Origin of the sequence: Streptomyces sp. IBSBF 3136, assembly GCF_036815105.1 — a bacterium.
Classification (GTDB): domain Bacteria; phylum Actinomycetota; class Actinomycetes; order Streptomycetales; family Streptomycetaceae; genus Streptomyces.
In genome coordinates, this window is sequence record NZ_JAJSZC010000158.1 from 1 (window position 1) to 18,560 (window position 18,560).

An 18,560-nucleotide genomic window follows, 5' to 3' on the forward strand; every position below is an offset into this window, starting at 1 on the left:
CTGGTTCGGATACGGCGTGACGGCCACCCCCGATGGCCCGCGCCGCGTCGTGATCCTTGCCCGGCGCGTGTTCACCCGCCCGCCCGGTGTCGGGTGGGTGGCGTTGCTGCGGGAGGCCACCGGGTGGACGGAGCCCGATCGGTACGGCGTCGACTGGGCCGCGACGGAGGCAGCGCTGTGCACCGCGCTGCCCGGTGACTACAAGGACATCGTCGACGCCTTCGGCGCGGGCAGTTTCGACGAGTACCTGGACCTGCTGGTGCCGGGTGCGCTGGGCACGGATTTGGTCTCCTGGGGCCAGAGCATGGCACGGTACGCCGACCTGTACCGGCCATACCCGGTCCACCCCGCGCCTGGCGGCGTGCTCATATGGGGGACCTCCGAGCAGGAGCTGACCTTCCACTGGCTGACCGGACCGGCCGATCCCGACGACTGGCCGGTTCTGGTGCAGTACCCGGACGGCGAGTGGCAGCGCTTCGACTGCGGAACCGGCGAATTCGTGCTGCGACTGCTCACCGACCGCACCTCGCCGTTCGCGTTCCCGCCCTCCGCCGGGCCGTTCCCCCACTGGTTCGCTTCATGGGAGCTGCCGGAGCGCTGAGCCCTTTCCAACCCGGATGTCAGCGCCGCTGACCATGCTCGGCGAAGTGTCTGGGCCGCCGGGACCGACTGCGGATCTGTTGGTCATGACCTCGCTACAGATCGGTGCGTGCAGTCCGTCAGCAGGCCGAGGAGCAGCACAGGTATGAGGTTGGAAAAGGCTTACTGTCCGCTTGGCCGACTTCGCCGGCCTGCAAGCCGGCAAAGTCTACGGACTCCGCCTCGCGCCCAGTGATCTGCCGCGTGCCCCAGCCTGTCTTGGCACAGGTCGCCATGCCGTACCAGTGCAGGACCCGCAGTACGGTCCAGCCCATGAGGATGGCGATCGGCATCCTCAGCCAGGTCGCGGCGCGGGAGCGGATCCGCTCGTCCGATCGGATGGCGCCCAGGTAGCGCAGGCCCTGTGCCGAGCCGGGTGCTGCCGTCGACCACCACGTGGGTGGTGTCCGGCTCCAGCGCCATTTCAGTCTCGGAAGCCACTGCCATCAAGTACGCCGAAGCAGCCCGAGCGACCCTCGCCAGCCCATCGAAAGCTCTCACGTGACAATGATCCTGGAAGATGCGCCAGCCCTGCTCGTGCGCCACCAGGTGCAGCCATGAAGCGGTTGGCACCCGGCATGACGCTGGATCTGCCGACCGTGCCGTGGACGTGTCCCTGCGTCATTGCACCAGCGGCGCGAAGGCCTAGGCTCATCCAGCACATGGTTCAACTGCGCGAGAAGTGAATCATGTTACTGCCGATGCTGAGGGGGGAACACGATGTCGCATCAGGAGCTGGCCGAGGCCGTCGCATCGAGGGCCAAGGAGTTTGAGATACCCGGTGCCGCGGTTGGCGTCCTCGTGGACGGCGTGGAGATCACGGCGTGTCATGGGGTGACGAACGTAGAGCAGCCGCAGCCGGTCGATGACCGGACGCTGTTCCACCTGGCCTCGCTGTCCAAGACCTTCACTGCGACCGCCGTGATGCGCCTGGCCCAGGAGGGAAGGCTGGAGCTGGGGGCGACGGTCCGCAGCTACGTGCCCGAACTCCGGCTCGCCGACGAGCTGGCCACCGCGGAGATCACCGTACTCAACCTGCTCAACCACACCTCGGGCCTGGACTGGAACCTCATCGACCTGCGGCCGGAGGACGTCTCCCTCGCCGCATTTGTGGCCAGGATGGCCGAACTGCCGCTCATCGCGAAGCCCGGCGCCCGCGCCTCCTACAGCCAGGCCGGCTACAACCTGCTTGGCCGGGTCGTCGAGAAGGTCACCGGCCAGCCCTTCGAGCAGGCCATGCGGGAGCTGGTGCTGGAGCCGGCCGGGCTGACGAACACCTTCTACGGCCTGGACGACGTGATCATCCGGCGCTTCGCCGTGGGCCACAACCGCAGCGAGGATGGAGAACTGCGCCTCGCCCATCCGTGGAAGTCGTGGCCGGCCGGCGTGCTCGGCAACGACCCGGGCGGCGGCGCGATCTCCGCCGTCAGCGACCTGCTGCGCTGGGCCCGCTTCCAGCTCGGCAGCGGCGAGGGCGTGCTGCCCACGGAGGTGCTGGACCAGATGAAGGAGCCGACGGTCGACCTGCGCGGCAGTTCGCTCGGCCACGCCTTCGGCCTCGGCTGGTTCCTGAAGGACGTCGGCGGCGTCCGCACCGTTGGGCACGGCGGCTCCGGCAACTGCCAGTACTCGGACCTGCTGATCGTGCCCGAGCGGAACTTCGCCGTCGTCGCCCTCGCCAACGCCGGCCCGGTGGGCTACCCGTTCACCCAGGCGGTACTCCAGTGGGCGCTGGAGCGCTACCTCGGCGTCGTTGAGCAGGACCCCGAGCCCAGTCCCTATGACGTAGCGAGAGCGCGCGAGGTCGTTGGACGCTACACCAACGGCGCCATGAATCTCGACGTAGCCGACACGGGCGACGGCCTCACGCTCGCGGTGGAGATCAAGCCGGAAATCCGCTCGGGCTCGGCCGATGACATGCCCCCGGACCTGCCGCCGGCCGCCATGGGGTTCCTGTCCCGCGACGGTGACGATTACATCGTCACCGAGGGCGGACTGAAGGGACAGCGCGGCTACTTTTCCCGCGAAGACAGCGGCACGGTCACCGGTGTTGACCTCGCCGGCCGACTCTTCACACGTCTGTCCGACGCAATCTGAGGAAAAGCAGACGAAGAGGCGAACTGGTTGCGGTGGCTGCTGTACTTCCCGGCTGTAGTGCCGCAGGAGCCGAAGAACGCGGGCTGCGGTTTTCGCTCCCGTGACGGAGGTGAGAGCCGCAGCCGCGCGTATGTGTCGGTCGGTTTGTCTTCCGGCCTGTCGTGACGAGCCCGCTTCTCAGCAGTTGGTTGCGCCGGTTTGTCCGCGGCCGGGGTTCAAGCAAGCGTTGTTGCCCGGACCGCCGTCGTTGGTGTTGGTGCCCTGTTGGCCGTTGAGGGAGTCGTTGCCGGATTCGCCGAAGCCGTGGTCGTTGCCGGTGCCGCCGAGGATGGCGTCGTTGCCGGCATTGCCGTGCAGGGTGTCGTCGCCGGCGTTGCCGTTGACGGAGTCGTTGCCGTTTCCGCCCTCGATACGGTCGTTGCCGTCACCGCCGCTGAGGACATCGTTGCCGTCACCGCCGCACAGCAAGTCGTTGCCGCCGAGGCCGTTGATGATGTCGTTGCCGCCGAGGCCGAAGATTGCGTCGGGTCCCGGGGTTCCGTTGAGGATGTCCGAGCGGCTGGTGCCGGTGATGATGGTGAACCCCTGGGGGTTGGCGGGGGTGACATTCGCACACGTCGGCGCCGCGGGAGGCGCGGTGTAGGAGATGGTGATGCTCGCCGAGTTTGTGCCGGCGTCGTCGGCCGTCCGGGTGGCGGCTGCCCCCGTCACGAACGACGACCCCGCACCACCACCTTGGCCGGAGCTGGAGGTTGCGCCTGCGGCGCCGATCGCGGTGATGTCGACGCTGGTGACGCCCGCGGGCACGTGGAGAGTCTGCTCGGCTCCCGTGAAGCCGAACGTGCAGGTGGTCGTGGCACCGGTGCAACTGCCCTGGGCGTGGGCGGTGCCGGACACGGCCACCGGGCCCAGACCCGCGGCACACACCACACCCACCGCAACGGCCAGCACCCGACCCCGGCGACCCGCAGAGAACGAACGAGGGCCGACGGACAAGGACCGGCCGGCGTTGCCGCCAACCAGCAGGGAGGACCTCACCATGCGCTCCTTCGAACAGAACGAGAAGCACCGCCCGAGGCGACGATGCGTCCCCTTGTCTCCCGCGTCCGTACCTCACGCAACCGGAACTCCGCTGAACGGCACACCCCCGCTCGGATATTCACCCCATACGGCCGAATCCACCCACGCCCACCCCCTCTGCGGGGGCGGTCACCGCGCCCGGCTTGGCCGGCATGCACATGGTGGCCGGCCTCGGGGGCTTGCGTGTTTTTGGGTCGAGAACAGGCCAAAGGGCGGCCGTGTCCTTGTGTGGGTGCTGTAAGTTCCCTGAAGATCGACGGCGGCACAACACCTGTTCGATTTTCATGGGGGAAGAATTGAAGGCACGTGCTCTGCTGTCGCTGCTCACCACAGCGGCACTGCTCGTACCGGCCACCACCGCAACGGCCGACACCGCTGTTGCCAAACGGCCGCTGCCCGTAGTACCTCATCCGTGGGACAAGCGCATCAAATGCCAGGCCAAGGACCCGACTGGCCGGAAGATCGTTACCCGGTTCGGGAACTCGGAGTTCAGAAGAACGACGGTCACGGGCGGCTTGAGTACGGCGGGGTAGAGTTCGAGACCGGCGTTCCCCGGCCTAGGATGGTGAAGTTCTGGGTGATCGTTCAGTACTCGCGCAAGACGAAGGACCAGCGGTACGACGCCGGTAGGGGACAGTCGATCGGCGTCGTCAATGCGTTCTGCAAGAACCAGCCGGGTAACAAGTGCCCGGCCTGGGCGAAGCTGTGACACTCGGACACCAGGGCGTCTTCGAGCGCCTTCCAGGCATCGTCCGTGCTCTGGTCGCCGACCCCACGCCGGATCTGCCGGTCTTCAAGGGGCTGCTGGTCACCGGGGACGACCGCATGCGCCTGTACCTGACCGCAGCCGACGGAAGCCGTACCTACGGAGCCGATGTGGTGATCAGCCACACCGGCCCCGGTCTCCTCGCGGGAATCACGTCCGGCTACCTGGACAACGAGTACGAGCAGCAGCCGTCCGATGATCCGCTGTGCGATGTGGTAGTGGACCTAACGCGCTACTGAGAGACCCGGCGCAGGAGCCCCGTCAGCCCCCATCGGGCCGGCTGGGGGCTTCGTCGTTTCTGGGGGTCAGCCGGTCTGCTCGAGTGATCAAAAACGTCGGCGACGTACCCAGGCTTCGGGGCCTCGAACTCGACAAGGCGGTCCAAGGCGCGTTCACGCGCCCCATCCCGAAGACCGCCGGAGCGCAGAGGCGCTACCTGGTCCTCCAGCACCGGCGCAGCACCCGGCGCGTGACCGACCTGCTCGGCATCAGCCAGCGCACCGTCGAACGATATGTGAAGACTAAGATCAAAAAGCCCCGCCCCCGCCCGGAGCTCGCCGACCGTCTCGAGTGTGAGGTTCGCGTGCGCTGGCAGCCGCAGATCAGGGCCAAGGCGAAGGCGTGCCCGTCCAGTCGGCATCGCCCGCAGGGCAAGAGCTGTGATGAGTACCCTTTCGCCTCGACATGGCAAGGCGCTTCCACCAGCGGCGGCCACTTCAGCCGGCGCATGATCAACGCTACGCAGAACCGTGGCGGCGGCATCGCCCTGAACAATTTCTACACCTACAACCGGATCATCGAGAAGGACCGTTTCCTGGTCTGGATCAAGTAGTTCCTCCTCCACCGGCAGGGGCCATCACAGTGACTGATCCCACGATCACCGGGCGCGGCCCGGTCGGCGTGCAGTACCACCAGTTCCTCGTCACCGACCCCGGTGGGCCGGTCGCAGGCGAGGAGATCGCCGCCGGCCAGACCGGTCTGGCCGGTATCACCGGATCCGACGCCAGCATTCACACCGGCATCCACACCGGCGACGTCGACGTCACGGTCGCCGCACACCGCCAACAGCCCCCGCCGGACAGCGGGGAGTGGGAGGAGATCGCCGAGATCTCCCTCCACTCCCCCACCGGCGTCCTCCAGGTCTCTGCTCTCATGACCGACCTCGAGCAGGAACTGCCGTCCCTGGCCGCCGACGGACCCGGCCACTACAGGCTGCGGGCCCACGCCCGCGGCCGCGACCTCGCCTTCGACCTCGCACCCGACACCATCACCGAGCACTACCTCCTCCAGTGCTGGCCGGCACCCCCCGCCCCGCCTCACATCCTGCGCGCCAGTGACGCCTACGGCGCGCAACTCCGCTCCGAGCAGCCCACCTCGAGCCGTGTCATCCAGCACACCCCTCACGGTCAAACAGCCCGCGAAGCGGACATCCTCCGCCGTCGCCCGCAACCTGGACGGTGACCGGCGTCGTGCGCGGCGGCCTGGCACGCGCTGGCTTCCCGTGGCCGTCGCCCCGGTCGCCCCGTCCGCCACTGTGGCCGTCCGCGAGCGACTCGGGTAGAGGATAGAAAGATCGAACGAAATGTGGCGCTCCAGTCCGGGGCGCCACATTTCTGATCTGATCCGCTGGAAAGCTGCGGGGATGGGCCCTGGTTCGTCCAGCGTCGGCGCCTCGAGCCAGTAGCACGCGACTGCGGGGCAGTGGCGCAATGGTGCACTGAGGCGCCACTGCGCCGCGGTCATACATACACGGGTCGGAGCCTATCGACGGCGCGCTCGCGTGGTGCCGATCCCTGCTCCGACGACAAGCAGTACGGGCAGCGGTGCCAGCCATGCCTCCTTGACTGAGGCACCCGACACAGTCATCACCACGCCGATCAGCACGTAGACGGCAAGGAAAGCCGCCACCAGGTTCCCCCAGGGGTGCCCCCGAGTAGTGGCCTCGAGGCCTTCGATCTTGCGCCCAATTCCCATTCCGCACTCCAGTCGACTATGAGGCGCTCTCGCGCGATTAGCCAGACGTGTTCCACGAGGCTATGAAAGCCACGTTTCGATACTCTTGCTCGTTAGATAGCCGGCTGCGAAGCATCCAGCTGTGGAAACGAATCCGGATTCCGGCCCGGTCGCTGCCTCACACACGGCTCCCACCGCATACCCGCCTGCGAGGCTGGCAGACGAGCGAGCAGCCGCTGTGACGTCACCGGAGAACAGGTCCTGCCCGATCGACCAGAACTCCTTGCCGTTCTCCGCCCACCCAACGTACTTGTCGAAATCGGACAGTGAGAACGTGCCGTTGGGATCGATGCGGTTGACGGGGTCGCCCTCGGCATAGAGGTAGGGGTTCTGTTCCTGGCCGGAGGGGTCGGTCTGAGTGAAGCGGCCGACGTTGGCGTCGTAGTAGCGGGCCTTGAGGTGGTACAGGCCGGTGGGGTCCTGGTAGTTGCCCGCGAACCGGTAGGGCTGGGCGACCGGTTCGGAGGACTGGGCCAGCAGGCGCACGCCGCGGGGGCTGTAGGTGTAGGTGTCGACCTTGTTGCCGTCCACGTCCACCAGGCCGATCACCGAGCCGATCGCGTCGGTGAGGTAGTAGTACGTCTTGCCCCCGGTGGTCATGGAGTTCAACGTGCCCCCGGGTTCACGGTTGAAGCCCATGTCCACGCCGGCGGTCGACTTCGCCGAGAGACCCAAGGGGCCGTTGTGGAAGACGGTGTCACCGAGGCGGATGCGTTCGCTCTGGTCGGTGGAGCCGTACTGCCCGGCGTACGACTTGCCGTTCACCGTGATCGACGACATCTGGGAGTAGTCGGTCCAGGTCTCGCCGGTGCGGGTGTAGTCGTCGGTGGAGGCGCCGGCGGTCTCGTTGCCGATGGCGTCGTAGGACCAGCTGCCGCTGGTGCTGGACTTGGCGGTGAGCTCCTGGTCGTCGTTGTAGGTGTACGTGGTGCCGCGCGGGCAGCCCTGGTCGGTGCCCTGCGAGGTGAGGTTGCCGGCCAGGTCGTAGCAGTACTGCCAGGAGTCGGCGATCGTGCCGTTCTTCTCCTCCTTGGCGTAGGAGAAGCGGCCCGCACCGTCGTAGGAGTAGGTGCGCTTCAGCCCGGTGACACCGTCCGTGCTGGTGCGGATCTTGTTGCCGTCGGTGGCGGCGTTCGTGCCGTAGCCGTAGGTGTAGCCGAGGTCGACCAGGGTGCCCTGGGCCGAGGTCACCTTGATGGTCTTCGGGCGGCTGGAGTCGTCGACGTCGACCTTCTGCACCGTGCCGCCGGGGTAGGTGGTGGAGGTGCGGACGTCGTTGTTGTTGTACCCGTACGTGGTCACCGCGCCCTGCGGGTCCTTCAGCTCGGTGAGCTTGTTGACCTCGTTCCAGGTGTAGTCGACCTTCCCGGCCGGGTCCTGGTAGTAGTCCACGTTGCCGGCCGCCGTGTAGGCGAGCAGGGTCTGGGAGCCGTCCTGGAGGTGGCGGACCGTCTCGCGCTGCAGCGGGTCGAAGTCGTACTTCACCGTCCCCGTGCCGTCCGAGCGCTGGACCAGGTTGCCGTCACCGTCGTACCAGTACTCGACCTTCACCGAGTTCGGCGCGGTGACGGTGCGGATGCGGTCCATGTTGTCGTACGTGTACCTGACGGTCATCCCGCGCGCGTCCGTGGCCGACGCGGTGCGGCCCAGGTCGTCGTAGGTGTACGTCGTCTTGTCCAGCGGCGCCGGGGGCTTGGCCCACTCCAGGTTGCCCTTGGCGTCGTAGTGGAAGTCGGTCTGCACCGTCTTGGACGACGTCATCTTCGTCTTCTGCGCGCAGCGCTGGCCCTCGAAGCCGCCGCAGCTCGGGGTGGCGGGGTTGTAGTCGTAGGAGACGCTGCCGCCGCCGGCACCGGTCTGGGCGACCGAGGTGGTGTTGCCGGCCGTGTCGTAGGTGAAGCTCGTCTTCTCGCCGTCGGCGTTGGTGGAGTCCTTCGGCACGTCGCCGCCGGCGATGGTCTGCCAGGAGTTGACCGTCCTGCCGCCGGTCGGCGCGGTGACAGTTCCCAGGTTGTTGCGGGAGTCGAACCCGTAGTCGGTGACCTTGCCCGGGGTGGTGCCCGAGCCCATCGCGTCCGTGGCGGTGTCGATGTTGTGGTTGGCGTCGAACTTCGTGGACCGCTTGTGGCCCAGGGCGTCGGTGACGTCGGTGACCTGGCCGTCGCCGTCGTGCTCGTACTTCGTGGCGTGCAGTTCCGGGTCCTTGGCCGTGGTCGTCCCGGCGGCCGTCGGCGAGGCTGCGCTGTAGGTGTACGTCCAGGTCGGGCCCGTGCTGCCGGAGGCGTTGAAGCCGGTGGCGCGCAGCATCGAGGTGACGCGGTCGGTGTCGTCGTAGGTGAAGACGGTGACGCGGCCCTCGGCGGTGGTGATCTTGTCGACGCGGCCGGAGCCGTCGTAGCCGAAGGTGACGGTCTTGCCCTCGGTGTCGGTGGTGGTGGCCAGGTTGCCGCTCGGGTCGAGGTTGTAGACGGCGGTACGACCGGTGTTGTCCTTAGCCTGCCACTGCGAGGCATCTGTCTTGACAAGGTCGATCCAGCGACCCGAGCGGTTCTCGGTGAGCTTGAACCCCTTGTTCTCGCCGCTCTCGTCGTGCTGGGCGACGGTGATGCTGCCATGGTTGCGGTCGGTGATCTTGGTCAGGCAGCCGTTGGCGTTGTACGTCTCCTTGGTGCCCGACTTCCACTTCGACAGCGTGTAGGTGCCGTCGGAGTTCTTCTTCAGGTCCTCCGAGTACCCCTTCGGCGTGGTGAAGGAGCCGTCGCTGTTCTTGGTGAAGCGGACCGTCGCGCCCGAGGCGTCGTAGAAGACCACCTCGCTGCTGGAAATCGACAGGTAGCGCTCGTACTGCTGCCACCAGCGTTGCGATATCCGCCCGTAGGGGGCGTCCAGCGAGTTGTACGTCCGCGCCAGCATCAGGCGCTGCCCGACGCCGGCGATGTCGAAGTCCGTCGCCGTCAGCATCAGGTTGCCGGTGGAGTAGTCGATCTTCGCCTTGAGGGTGTCCGTGATCGCGAAGCTGGTGTAGCGGTGCCAGGGCACGTTGCCCTGGCCTTCCGGGACGAGGTTCATAAGCGACGCGCCTACGGCGACACCGGCGGACTCACGCTTGCTCGAAGAGCTCGAGGCGGCGCCATTGGCGTGGGCGCGCTGCTCGCGCAGCCACTGGGCGTACGCGGAGTTCTTCGGGTTCTTCGACGGCTCAGACTTCACCGGCCGGTTCGGGCCGACCTTAACCGCCGGCATCGTGAAGTCGGGGCTGCCCTTGCCCCACGCCGACACGGGTTTGCCGTCGGCCGCTGTCGCCGTCGCGGCCGGCAGGACCGCCGCTGCCAGCGCCGCCGCAGTCACCACCGCCACGGCGGCAGCCGCTCCTGATCTCTTCCGCGCATGCCGAAGAGACGTGCTCGAGGCACGTGTGCGCATGACTTTCCCCCATGAGAGACAGACCCCGCCAGCTCCAACAGCCACCGGGCCCACACAAGTTGTCACAGGAATTACACAAAGATGCTTGCCGTGCCCACGGAATCAGTTCACATGCGGGCCGGAATCCGCCCGTCCCTTTCCCTAGGGCAAGTACCGCGAAATCCTCCGAAAACAATCTTGCCGAGCGGAAGGAGGCGGGCAGTTACGCGCGCAGGGCTCGACACGAACGGCCGAAACGGACGGGCGCCGCGGGCCGCTGCTGCGACGACTCCGACGAGATCAGCAGCTGCGGGTCCTGACGCCCGCAGAGCGTCCGGCGATCAGGGATCCGTCGTCGCGGCCACCCGTGGATACCGAAAGCGGGGCGATCCTCTCCACCGGCCCTGGGAAGGCGTGGACGCTCCTCCCCCAGGAGCAGGGTGTCCAGCCACCTCTTGCTGGCAGTTCGGGCAGAACCGGTCCCGGGTGGTTCCCGCGGTGCCGAGACGGTCCGGCGGCGGAGGCCAGAACGACGGGCACCCACCAGCGCCGCCAGGCGACAGCACCGAAGACCTGGACTCCGACCGGCCACCTCGCACCTGCCCGTGGCTTCCGTCACCGGCAGAGACCCGTTTCGTCGTTGAGGCAGGGGCTCCCGTCCCGGCTCGGGGGGTTACACGGAACGGGAGCCCTATGTCCATCTTCCTCGCGGTACGGGCCGGACACACGGCCAGCTCATTCCCTGCAGAGCACGCAGGCCGAGCGCGACGCGGCGGGCCTCCTCCCTGGCGTGCCAGGACGGCACGGATGCCGCTGCGGTGCATGGGCCCGTACCCGGCGCCGGGCATCAGGTCGCCATCTGTCCAGCATCGAGCACCGAAGAGGTAACTACGCTTCCCGCATGATCATGCACACAACTGTCCCCAGCGTCGACGCAATGCTCGACGACCTCAGGACACTCGTCGAGATGGAGTCCCCCTCGCGTCACCTCGATGCGCTGGACGCGTCGGCTCGAGCAGTCGCCGATGTCATCGAAAAGCGCAGGCTCCTCGAGAGGGTGAAGCATCGGTCGGACAGAGGTGATCTCAGCAGCAGCGACCCCGGCCCGCCAGGGACAGAAGCGGGCATGATTCGCTTTTCCCTTGCGGTGGGAGGGGAGTTGGGGCAGCGGTCTGGGGTGCGGGACAGATCCGGGTTCGCGCTCCCGGCTCGGTCCGTACGGCGAACCGTCCAACCGGCTCGTCGCTCACGGTGTGTTCCTGTGCCGCCGGTGGCCGTGGTGGGGTGCGGCTTCGGGATGAGGCGCCCCGTGATGGGCTGTCAGTCCCTTCTGCCAGCATGCTTCGGTGACCGACATACGTGACCTGCGTCCCGACGAAGCCACTCTCGACTTCCTGCGCTCGGCGTTCCCTCCGGAATGGCGTGAGCCGGCGCTCGGGCTTGAGGCCGTTGCGGAGTGGGAGCAGGAGAACGGGGTGGTCCTGCCGGAACCGTACAGGACCTTCATCGCGGAAGTCAGCAACGGGTCGAGCCTGGGCCCCGCCGGCGATGGCGGTCTCCAGCCGCTCGGCTGGCTGCCCGACACGTGGCCCGACCCCGGCCCGCGGCAGCCGGGCGAACCGTTCCCCCTGAGCGCGGCGTGGCCGTGGGAAGACGACGAGAGTGCCGACCCCGAGGACCCGCGGATCGACGCCGCGTTCAACAAGGGGTCCATCGTTCTCGGGGCCGAGGACGGGCCGTCGTTCTGGCTCCTACTGACCACCGGCCTCCGCCGCGGCGAGGTGTGGATGATCGCCGACGTCGGCGCTATCCCGGTGCCCGGCGACCAGGCGTGGGGCTTCGAGGACTGGGTGCGGCGCTGGCACACCGGCGACGACTGGTGGGGCTGAATGCTTGCGTCCAGGACGAACTCGGGCGGCCGTCAAGCCGCGGGCACGGCCCGTGGGCGGCTCGCGGCAAAGGGCGCGGCGCGGGTGGCAACGCGCAGGGCTCGCGTCCGGGCACCCGGAGGGGGGTGTGCCACGGCGCGGGCCCTTGGCCGGCTGTAGGATCTCGGAATCCACGTCATAGACATCGCCTTGGCCTGCTGCTCTTCAGGCTGTCTCACGCCATGTCATGCCGGGTTCCTCTCAAAAAGCATGTCCTTTCCTCGGGTGCCGACCGAGGCAGTCGGCCGGCGCCCGGTGCTGAACTACTTCTGGTGCGAGTGCGAAGTCTGAGGTTGGTCGAGTTCCTTGGCTCCGTAGTGGGCGACTGACGCTCCTGTCTCCAAGGCCCAGTAGCGGTCTCCGTATGACCAGTGCCACCACTCAGTGGGGTAGTTGACCAAGCCCACGGCAGTGAGAGCGGTGCTCAGGATGTCCCGATGGGAGCGAGCCTTGGCGCTGATGTTGTCGGCCTGCGTGTAACAGGCACCCGCACTCTCCTCCGGAGTCGCGTTCATACGCGTACCCATGTCGATTTCGCACCCGTCGTCATCAGCAAGGGTAAGGTCAACAGCTGCCCCGGCACTGTGCGGTGCAATCTCGGGAGGGGACACGTAGCGGCTGGCTGCCGAGCGGACCTGGTCTGCAGCCCATTCCGGATGCTCAGCACGCAGTTGGGCTGCGTATTTGTCGAAGTAGTGACGCTGAAGGGAGGGCGGGCGATAACCCTCGACGAACAGCAGCCTCATCCCTTGAGGTAGCTGTGTCTGTGCTTTGATGAGGCGGTCGAGCACTCCTTCTCGCAGATGGGCGAAGGCACCAGCGGAGTCCTGCCACTTCCGCTCGTCAACCAGCAGGTGGCCATCTCGTCGCAGATCCACGAGCCGTTCGCCGCACTCCTGAACAGGCACGGCTGCGACCGTCGGGTCCGACATCAGAACGATCTCATTCATGACGCGATCATCTCGTGGCCTTGCGCCCCTTCAACCGGCTCTGACTCACGCACTGATCAGACGGCCTCAAGGACGAAGAACAGGAAGCACAGGCACTCGTCGGAGTAGTTGTCACGAGAGTGGCGGAAGGCAAGCCCGAGGCTGGTGTGACTGGTGCCCGGCCGGGTGCGCAAGTTGACGGTGGCGGTGACCCGGGTGTCGAGCTTGACCTGGGGCGTGCACGCGGAGCCCGTCACCGCGCTCGCCGGCGCGGCCGCGGCGAGCGACAGCCCGAGCATCGAGGAGGCGGCCACGGCCGTGACGACGGTCATGGTCCGGGCGCGGTGCGCGGACTTGGTGCGGCGGAGGGCGGACGGGAACGGCACGGCAATTCTCCCCTTGCTCGGTGGTAGTGAAGGGGAGCCTCCAGCCGGGCAGCGGCCCGCAACCGGTGCCGGGCCCGGGCGTGCCAGGGCCCGGCATGGCGATCGGGGACGGCGTTCCGTGAGGGGGGACCACTCCCTGGGGGGTCGGTGCGTGCGGACTTCAGGCGGCGGCCGGTGCGGCCGCGGCAGGGGTGGGGGCCGAGAGCAGGAGCGCGCACAGGGCGGCGGCCAGCAGCGGGAGGGTGAAGTGCCCGCCGAGCGGGCCGGCCAGGGTCGTGCCGCTGGCCACGCCCAGGCGGATCGCGCTGGACATCCAGCCGACCGCCTCCGTCGAGGTGCCCGGCGGGGCGAGCGCGGTGACGGTCAGGTTGGCCACGGTCAGCAGGGGGACGAACAGGGTGCCCGGGAGCATCGCCAGGGCGAGGACGGCCGGGGCCGGGAGCGGGGCGAGCAACGGCAGCCATCCGGCCGCGAACAGGGCTGCCAGCACCAGCAGGTGCCGTGGCTGGGGGCGGCAGCGGGCTGGAGGCGGGCGAAGATCACGCCGCCGAGCAGTCCGGCGGCGGAGAACGTCGCGGGCAGCGCGCCTGCCAGCCAGGCCGCGTCCTGCCGCCCGGCCACGGCGATCCCGGCCACGTCGAGGGCCCCGACCGTGCCGCCGAGGAAGACCAGCGCGCACAGCAGCAGGCGCATGGCGGGCGGCCGCAACACGCCTAGCGGGTCCGGGCGGCGGGCCACGGCGCGCCAGGCTCGGGCGGGGCGCGCGGTGGCGAAGACGAGGGAGCCGGTCCAAGTGGCTGCGGCCGCCAGGGCGAGGGCCGCCGCCGGGGGCGGCGCAAGGTCGCGGTGGCGACGGCGAGGGCAGGGCCTGCGACGTAGACGATCTGCTGGGTGAAGGAGTCCAGGGTGTAGGCGGTGCGCACGTGGGCGGCATCGGGCAGCACCGCTGGGTAGAGCGATCGCAGGCTGCCTTCGAGGGGCGGGCATCCGGCTCCGGCCACGGCGACACACAGCGCGGTGAAGGGGAGGCTGGCGGTGCCCGCGAGGGCCAGGGCGCTCAGTGCCGCCGCGACCAGCACGGCGCCCAGGTGGCAGGGCAGGGGCAGGCCGCGCCGGTCGGCCAGCCGCCCCAGCAGGGGCAGCCCGAGCGACGGGCAGAGGCCGTCCTCGGCGACCGTGGCCGAGGCCGCGGCGGTGGTGCACGCCATGCAGCCATGCCGGTGCCCAGTGAACCGGTTCTTGCCTGTGTGCCGAGGGGTTACAACGGCGCCACTTCAGGACATCCGGCGACCTGATCACGGCTTCGAAGTCGACCTCTGCCTGGCGGGTGTCTGCGATGCCCAGCAAAGTACGCACCGCACGTATGCCTTCAGGCACTTAGCGGTTGTGAGGACAGCAGCCGCAGCAGAGTTGCTCATCCCGGAACCATAAGACGGGCACCCTAGATCAGCCTGCGTGGGGTTCTGACCAATAGTTGCCGGGCACGATGAAGAGCTGCCCGATATGGCCCAACAGCTCGCGGGTAGCGGTGACTGGCCGACCAACTGCGGGGGCGGGGCGCATTGCGTAGACGTCTGTTGGTGGCTCGTGGGGCCACGTGCAGGGGCGTTCACCTGCGTTCATGGTCGGCTGGCTGACGATGCGGGGATGACTTGGGGTCTCGCTTGAACGGCCGCGAACGGTGCTGAATGAGACGGAAACTGAGACGGCCTGGCACGACGCCAGACCGTCTCTACCTGGTGCAACCTTCTGATCCGTAGCGGCCCAGGGAGGACCCGTCGCCCCGTCGTGTAGAACTGCGCCATGGACAGGTCTGCCTTTGTCTGGGACGAGTTCTCCTGGCGAACGAGGGTCCACCTACCCACCCGGGGGTGGACGTCAGCCTACGCACGTACCAATACATCGCCCGTGCCTCAGCTGGTCTCCCTCTACTTCGCCCCTGAGGGCAGGGACGACCACCCGCTGGATGAGTCGGAGATCGTATCGGTGGCATGGACGGTGGCCAACCTCGAGCGCCTGATGGACTCCCTCCTGGCCGGGCTGTTCGCCTATTACCAAGCGATCTGTGCCAACCCCGACGGACTGGATCCCGAGGACCTGCCCGCTCTTGACCGGGCTGAGGAGCTGAAGTCATTGATCAGCATCAAGTCCATCTACGTCCACCAGGCTTCCAAGGATGGCAAGCCGTACGTCGGATTCGAGGGCACCTGCCCGTGGGACGAAGAGCACGGCTTGGGGGCCCTCGTGCACGACACCCGTATTGTCGAGGTCGGAGGCGCCGATACGGCCATCCTCCTCTGGATAGCCGAGGAAGACAGCAAGCGGACGGATGAAGTCGGCGCCGCGACTCGCCTTTGAGGTCAGCGGGGTCACAATGACGGAGTCAAGTGTGAGGAGCGCTGGCCGATTGGGCGTCCATACGACGCCAGGGCTTTGAGGTCTGACCTCATCCTTATCAGGTCGATCATCGGTCGCCGTCGACATAGGTCAAGCCGCTCTGAGCCGCGACTGGCTGGCCGCCGAGGTTCGGCGCTGGTTGGCGACGTTCGCGCCTGTTGGTGTCGGGCGTTGGTGTCAGGGATCTTGGGTGGCCTTGACAAGGCGCTGCCGCGCACTCTCGGCGATCAAGCGGCGATATCCCCGTGCAGGCGACCCTACGGCGCTGATGCGGACTGTGGACGGCTCGCGCTGCCCCGTAGTCTCGTTCTCTCCACACGGTAGCAGGGACGGGGGCGTTCATCCGATGGCGAAGCCGGTACGTGCTCGACGTCATCGGGCGCTACGTCATGCCCGCAACCAACGGCATCGGGCGCTACCTTCACCTCCTCCACGCCGACTTCGCCCGTGACGAGGAGCGTGAGCGCACACTCTTCCTTCAGTCACTGCACTCAGCCGCCCAGGCGATCACCGATGAGGAACTCGAAGTCCTCCTGGGCCCAGCAGCCGGTGGAGCCGCAGTGGCATCAGGCGTTGGCGCGGACGGTGGCCGCCTTCGCGTGAGCGGCGGCGTGCTGCGCGGCGAACCTGCGCAGGGCCGCCAGGTCCTTGGACCTGGCGGGCATCGTGCAGGCTGTGTTGCTGCAGGAGACGGTTGCGGAGCGGTCGGCGTAGCCGGTGAGCCGGACCGTCCAGGCGCGCCCCGGGACGCGCTCGGGAGGGGGTGCGGTGTGCGCGGTCGTCACGATCGTCCATTCTGGTTGTGCTGGTGTCGGTCAACTATGGGCTACCCGCTTCCGGGTGGCGCAGTAGGCCGGTGCCCGGTCTTGGAACGGGACCGGCGTAGAGGAGCGCGGGCAGGCTGGCGAGCATGCTCTGGACGCGGTCAGACGTCCGCCTCCACGGCGGCATGCAACCGTTGCAGCACCAACCCGCCCAGCGTATTTTCCCCTTCCCCGATCGCCCATTGAGATGGCTTGTCAGCAGGGCTGGCGGGCCATCAGGCCCGCTCGGCCACGCCAGTAATCCGCGTCGCGCGGATCGGCAAGCCATCCGATCAGACGCTCAGCGCCAGCTTGGAACGCGCCGGGCAGCGAGTTCTCCTCGCCGACGACAAGCCTGCGAGCGTCGACGTCATGAGTGGCGTGATCGGTGTCGCACCAGCAGGCCACGTTCACCGCCGCGTCGACTGCGAGCTGGCCCAGGTCTGTCCACACCACCTGAAGCAGGAACTCCAGCTGATCACCCTCGGCCGCATGCTCGATGACATTCAGGCCGAGGACGATCGGCGTCCATGGCTGCGTGCCCGGGAAGACCGCGTGCTGCAGTGCCCATTCCCACTCCGCCCCCTCTCCATCGGCACGAGCCGCATCGATGGTACGGGCCGAATGCTTCAGAGATTCCACGTCGGCAGACGACAGCAGAGGGAAGAGCGTGGTCAAAGGAACGCCGTTGAAGGCACTGCGGCTCATGGGCATGAGCCGATCATCTATTCTCCCCGGCTCAGACAACAAGGAGACCCTTCTCTGGGGTCTCCGAGGTAGCCGGACACCGAGTTGAGCACTCATCCGTACATGGCTGAGCACTTCAACGAGTACGGCGGCATCTCGTTCACTGCAGGGTCATGTGCGTGTCCCGGGCGGTGCGTAGTGGTTCAAGTAATCCTGCACCTCAGGCTCGAGTCCCGACAGGTCATCACCGCTGAGGGCATGCCAGAGACGGTTCTCGATCCAGAACCGATATGCGAACTCCTCGAACGAAGTGCACACCAGAGAATCGCGGCCCTTTGCTCCTGCGGATCGTCGAGATCGGACTGCGTCTCCTCGCCGTCGCGCCGTGCCTCGTACTCATATGCGTAGTCGAGCCAGGAGTGCACCACGAACACCTCACCCGAAGGACGCAGGTAGAGGTACCAGATGACGCAGTCCTGCTGATCCCGCAGGAAGCGCACGAGGAAGGCACCAGGCTCGACCGGACTGGGCAGAGGCTCCGAGACAGCGGTCCAGCAGCCAGTCACCGAAACCTCATCCAGCGAGGAGTGCAGCGTGGAATCGGCCTGGAAGGTGGCGAAGTCCCTTGGCAGCGTCAAGCCCTCGGCCGCCAGGTTCTCTGCCAGGCGATCGAGCGCCGTGACCCGTTCGGGCACAGGCTCGCCCGTCCCACCGAGCCATTGAAAGACGCCCGTGAACCCGGTGGAGTCGACAGGCGGCAGGCTCTCGTAGGGGTAGTACTCATACGTGTAACGGCAGGGCCGGTATGCACCCAGGTCGGTCGCACACCAAGCAGAGTCGAAGCCGACCGAGGATACGTCAGGACCCAGTCGTCCACCAGGCATCGGCCCCCCATGGATCAACGTAAGCGGAGTTGTCGGCGTCAGCATCGCACTGCCCACTGACGCTCCCTCACGGGTGGGCCAAGCCCACTCTCTTCGGCGCCTCTGATGCCGTGGGGCGGCGCAGCGGGGGTGGCTCGCGTAGTGGCGGTCAGGGCATGCGCCGCGGGCCGCGGGCGAGCCTGATCCGCATGGCACGCCACAGCTCTCCCGCTCCGCGGCTGATGTCGGGCCGGCTGGAGTGCAGTGCGGGGCAGGTGGGCGCTGGCGCGGCGGGCATTGGGACAGGTCAGCACGTGGTCAGCAGCGGAAGAGGCCGCCCCGTGGGCCGGGCTGGCTTCGCGCAGAGGGCAGTGGAGGGCTGGTCAGGTGCTGGAGCATGGTGCGCAGCCGGGCGGCGCCAGCGATGATGCCGGGCAGGTCGCCCTCCTCCCGGCGCAGGGCCGCCGACGTTCCGAACTTCACTTCGGGGCATTTGCCCGATGCTGGCGAGCGGCCCGGTAGACAGCGATGAGGGTGGTGAGGCGCGGGTTGAACCCCTCTGCCTCCTGC

At 67.7% G+C, this 18,560-nt stretch carries 17 protein-coding genes and 2 pseudogenes; 9 read left to right on the top strand and 10 right to left on the bottom strand.

Going from position 1 to position 18,560, the window contains the following annotated elements; all coding sequences use genetic code 11:
* Together V7E45_RS27875 and V7E45_RS27880 are read left to right on the top strand one after the other, a co-directional pair.
* Positions 1-601: pseudogene (locus V7E45_RS27875) on the top strand (hypothetical protein); the annotation flags it as partial.
* Between the two features lie 758 nt (positions 602-1,359).
* Complete coding sequence (locus V7E45_RS27880; RefSeq protein ID WP_333776963.1) at positions 1,360-2,736, top strand: serine hydrolase domain-containing protein; 1,377 nt, start codon at positions 1,360-1,362, stop codon at positions 2,734-2,736.
* 177 nt (positions 2,737-2,913) lie between these two features.
* Here V7E45_RS27880 and V7E45_RS27885 read toward each other — a convergent pair whose 3' ends face one another.
* On the bottom strand, positions 2,914-3,777 hold the full coding sequence (locus V7E45_RS27885) for a calcium-binding protein (protein ID WP_333776964.1): 864 nt from the start codon (positions 3,775-3,777) through the stop codon (positions 2,914-2,916).
* A 616-nt stretch (positions 3,778-4,393) separates the two neighbouring features.
* On the opposite strand from V7E45_RS27885, the gene V7E45_RS27890 reads away from it, so the two are divergent.
* The 4 genes from V7E45_RS27890 to V7E45_RS27905 all read left to right on the top strand — a co-directional run bounded on the left by V7E45_RS27890 (position 4,394) and on the right by V7E45_RS27905 (position 6,043).
* On the top strand, positions 4,394-4,525 hold the full coding sequence (locus V7E45_RS27890; protein ID WP_333776965.1) for a hypothetical protein: 132 nt from the start codon (positions 4,394-4,396) through the stop codon (positions 4,523-4,525).
* Positions 4,522-4,821, top strand: a complete 300-nt coding sequence (locus V7E45_RS27895) for a hypothetical protein (RefSeq protein ID WP_333776966.1) — start codon at positions 4,522-4,524, stop codon at positions 4,819-4,821. The genes V7E45_RS27890 and V7E45_RS27895 overlap by 4 nt, the downstream gene beginning before the upstream one ends.
* 83 nt (positions 4,822-4,904) lie before the next feature.
* Positions 4,905-5,414 (top strand): telomere-protecting terminal protein Tpg, encoded by a 510-nt coding sequence (tpg, locus tag V7E45_RS27900; protein ID WP_333776967.1) that lies wholly within the window; start codon positions 4,905-4,907, stop codon positions 5,412-5,414.
* Positions 5,415-5,443: 29 nt separating this feature from the next.
* The gene (locus tag V7E45_RS27905) at positions 5,444-6,043 is read left to right on the top strand and encodes a hypothetical protein (protein ID WP_333776968.1); all 600 of its coding nucleotides are present in this window, start codon (positions 5,444-5,446) and stop codon (positions 6,041-6,043) included.
* Positions 6,044-6,616: 573 nt separating this feature from the next.
* Here the strand turns inward: V7E45_RS27905 and V7E45_RS27910 are convergent.
* The gene (locus tag V7E45_RS27910) at positions 6,617-9,946 is read right to left on the bottom strand and encodes an RHS repeat-associated core domain-containing protein (protein WP_333776979.1); all 3,330 of its coding nucleotides are present in this window, start codon (positions 9,944-9,946) and stop codon (positions 6,617-6,619) included.
* A gap of 1,397 nt (positions 9,947-11,343) precedes the next feature.
* On the opposite strand from V7E45_RS27910, the gene V7E45_RS27920 reads away from it, so the two are divergent.
* Entirely contained in the window at positions 11,344-11,886 is a 543-nt protein-coding gene (locus tag V7E45_RS27920; protein WP_333776969.1) for an SMI1/KNR4 family protein, read from the top strand.
* Positions 11,887-12,188: 302 nt separating this feature from the next.
* Here V7E45_RS27920 and V7E45_RS27925 read toward each other — a convergent pair whose 3' ends face one another.
* The 4 genes from V7E45_RS27925 to V7E45_RS27940 form a co-directional block, all read right to left on the bottom strand.
* The gene (locus V7E45_RS27925; RefSeq protein ID WP_333776970.1) at positions 12,189-12,875 is read right to left on the bottom strand and encodes a M15 family metallopeptidase; all 687 of its coding nucleotides are present in this window, start codon (positions 12,873-12,875) and stop codon (positions 12,189-12,191) included.
* 56 nt (positions 12,876-12,931) lie between these two features.
* Complete coding sequence (locus tag V7E45_RS27930; protein ID WP_333776971.1) at positions 12,932-13,240, bottom strand: hypothetical protein; 309 nt, start codon at positions 13,238-13,240, stop codon at positions 12,932-12,934.
* Between the two features lie 160 nt (positions 13,241-13,400).
* Positions 13,401-13,730 carry a hypothetical protein gene (locus V7E45_RS27935; protein ID WP_333776972.1) on the bottom strand — a complete coding sequence of 110 codons (330 nt, stop codon included), beginning with the start codon at positions 13,728-13,730 and terminating at the stop codon, positions 13,401-13,403.
* A 223-nt stretch (positions 13,731-13,953) separates the two neighbouring features.
* The gene (locus V7E45_RS27940) at positions 13,954-14,448 is read right to left on the bottom strand and encodes a hypothetical protein (RefSeq protein ID WP_333776973.1); all 495 of its coding nucleotides are present in this window, start codon (positions 14,446-14,448) and stop codon (positions 13,954-13,956) included.
* 700 nt (positions 14,449-15,148) lie between these two features.
* Here V7E45_RS27940 and V7E45_RS27945 point away from each other — a divergent pair.
* Positions 15,149-15,598 carry a DUF6985 domain-containing protein gene (locus V7E45_RS27945; protein ID WP_333776974.1) on the top strand — a complete coding sequence of 150 codons (450 nt, stop codon included), beginning with the start codon at positions 15,149-15,151 and terminating at the stop codon, positions 15,596-15,598.
* A 401-nt stretch (positions 15,599-15,999) separates the two neighbouring features.
* A pseudogene (locus tag V7E45_RS40715) lies at positions 16,000-16,164 on the top strand (DUF6000 family protein); the annotation flags it as partial.
* Positions 16,165-16,203: 39 nt separating this feature from the next.
* On the opposite strand, the gene V7E45_RS27950 reads toward V7E45_RS40715, so the two are convergent.
* The 4 genes from V7E45_RS27950 to V7E45_RS27965 all read right to left on the bottom strand — a co-directional run bounded on the left by V7E45_RS27950 (position 16,204) and on the right by V7E45_RS27965 (position 18,473).
* Complete coding sequence (locus V7E45_RS27950) at positions 16,204-16,422, bottom strand: hypothetical protein (RefSeq protein ID WP_333776975.1); 219 nt, start codon at positions 16,420-16,422, stop codon at positions 16,204-16,206.
* Positions 16,423-16,656: 234 nt separating this feature from the next.
* Complete coding sequence (locus V7E45_RS27955) at positions 16,657-17,148, bottom strand: hypothetical protein (RefSeq protein WP_333776976.1); 492 nt, start codon at positions 17,146-17,148, stop codon at positions 16,657-16,659.
* Positions 17,149-17,330: 182 nt separating this feature from the next.
* Entirely contained in the window at positions 17,331-18,068 is a 738-nt protein-coding gene (locus V7E45_RS27960; RefSeq protein WP_333776977.1) for a hypothetical protein, read from the bottom strand.
* Between the two features lie 240 nt (positions 18,069-18,308).
* Entirely contained in the window at positions 18,309-18,473 is a 165-nt protein-coding gene (locus tag V7E45_RS27965; RefSeq protein WP_333776978.1) for a hypothetical protein, read from the bottom strand.
* Between the last annotated feature and the right edge of the window lie 87 nt (positions 18,474-18,560).

Bases quoted from the DNA above. Each gene is read 5' to 3' on its own strand.
- V7E45_RS27880 (WP_333776963.1), top strand. From the start codon at position 1,360: ATGTCGCATCAGGAGCTGGCCGAGGCCGTCGCATCGAGGGCCAAGGAG.
- V7E45_RS27940 (WP_333776973.1), bottom strand. From the start codon at position 14,448: ATGGCGTGCACCACCGCCGCGGCCTCGGCCACGGTCGCCGAGGACGGC.
- V7E45_RS27885 (WP_333776964.1), bottom strand. From the start codon at position 3,777: ATGGTGAGGTCCTCCCTGCTGGTTGGCGGCAACGCCGGCCGGTCCTTG.
- V7E45_RS27925 (WP_333776970.1), bottom strand. From the start codon at position 12,875: ATGAATGAGATCGTTCTGATGTCGGACCCGACGGTCGCAGCCGTGCCT.
- V7E45_RS27955 (WP_333776976.1), bottom strand. From the start codon at position 17,148: ATGAGCCGCAGTGCCTTCAACGGCGTTCCTTTGACCACGCTCTTCCCT.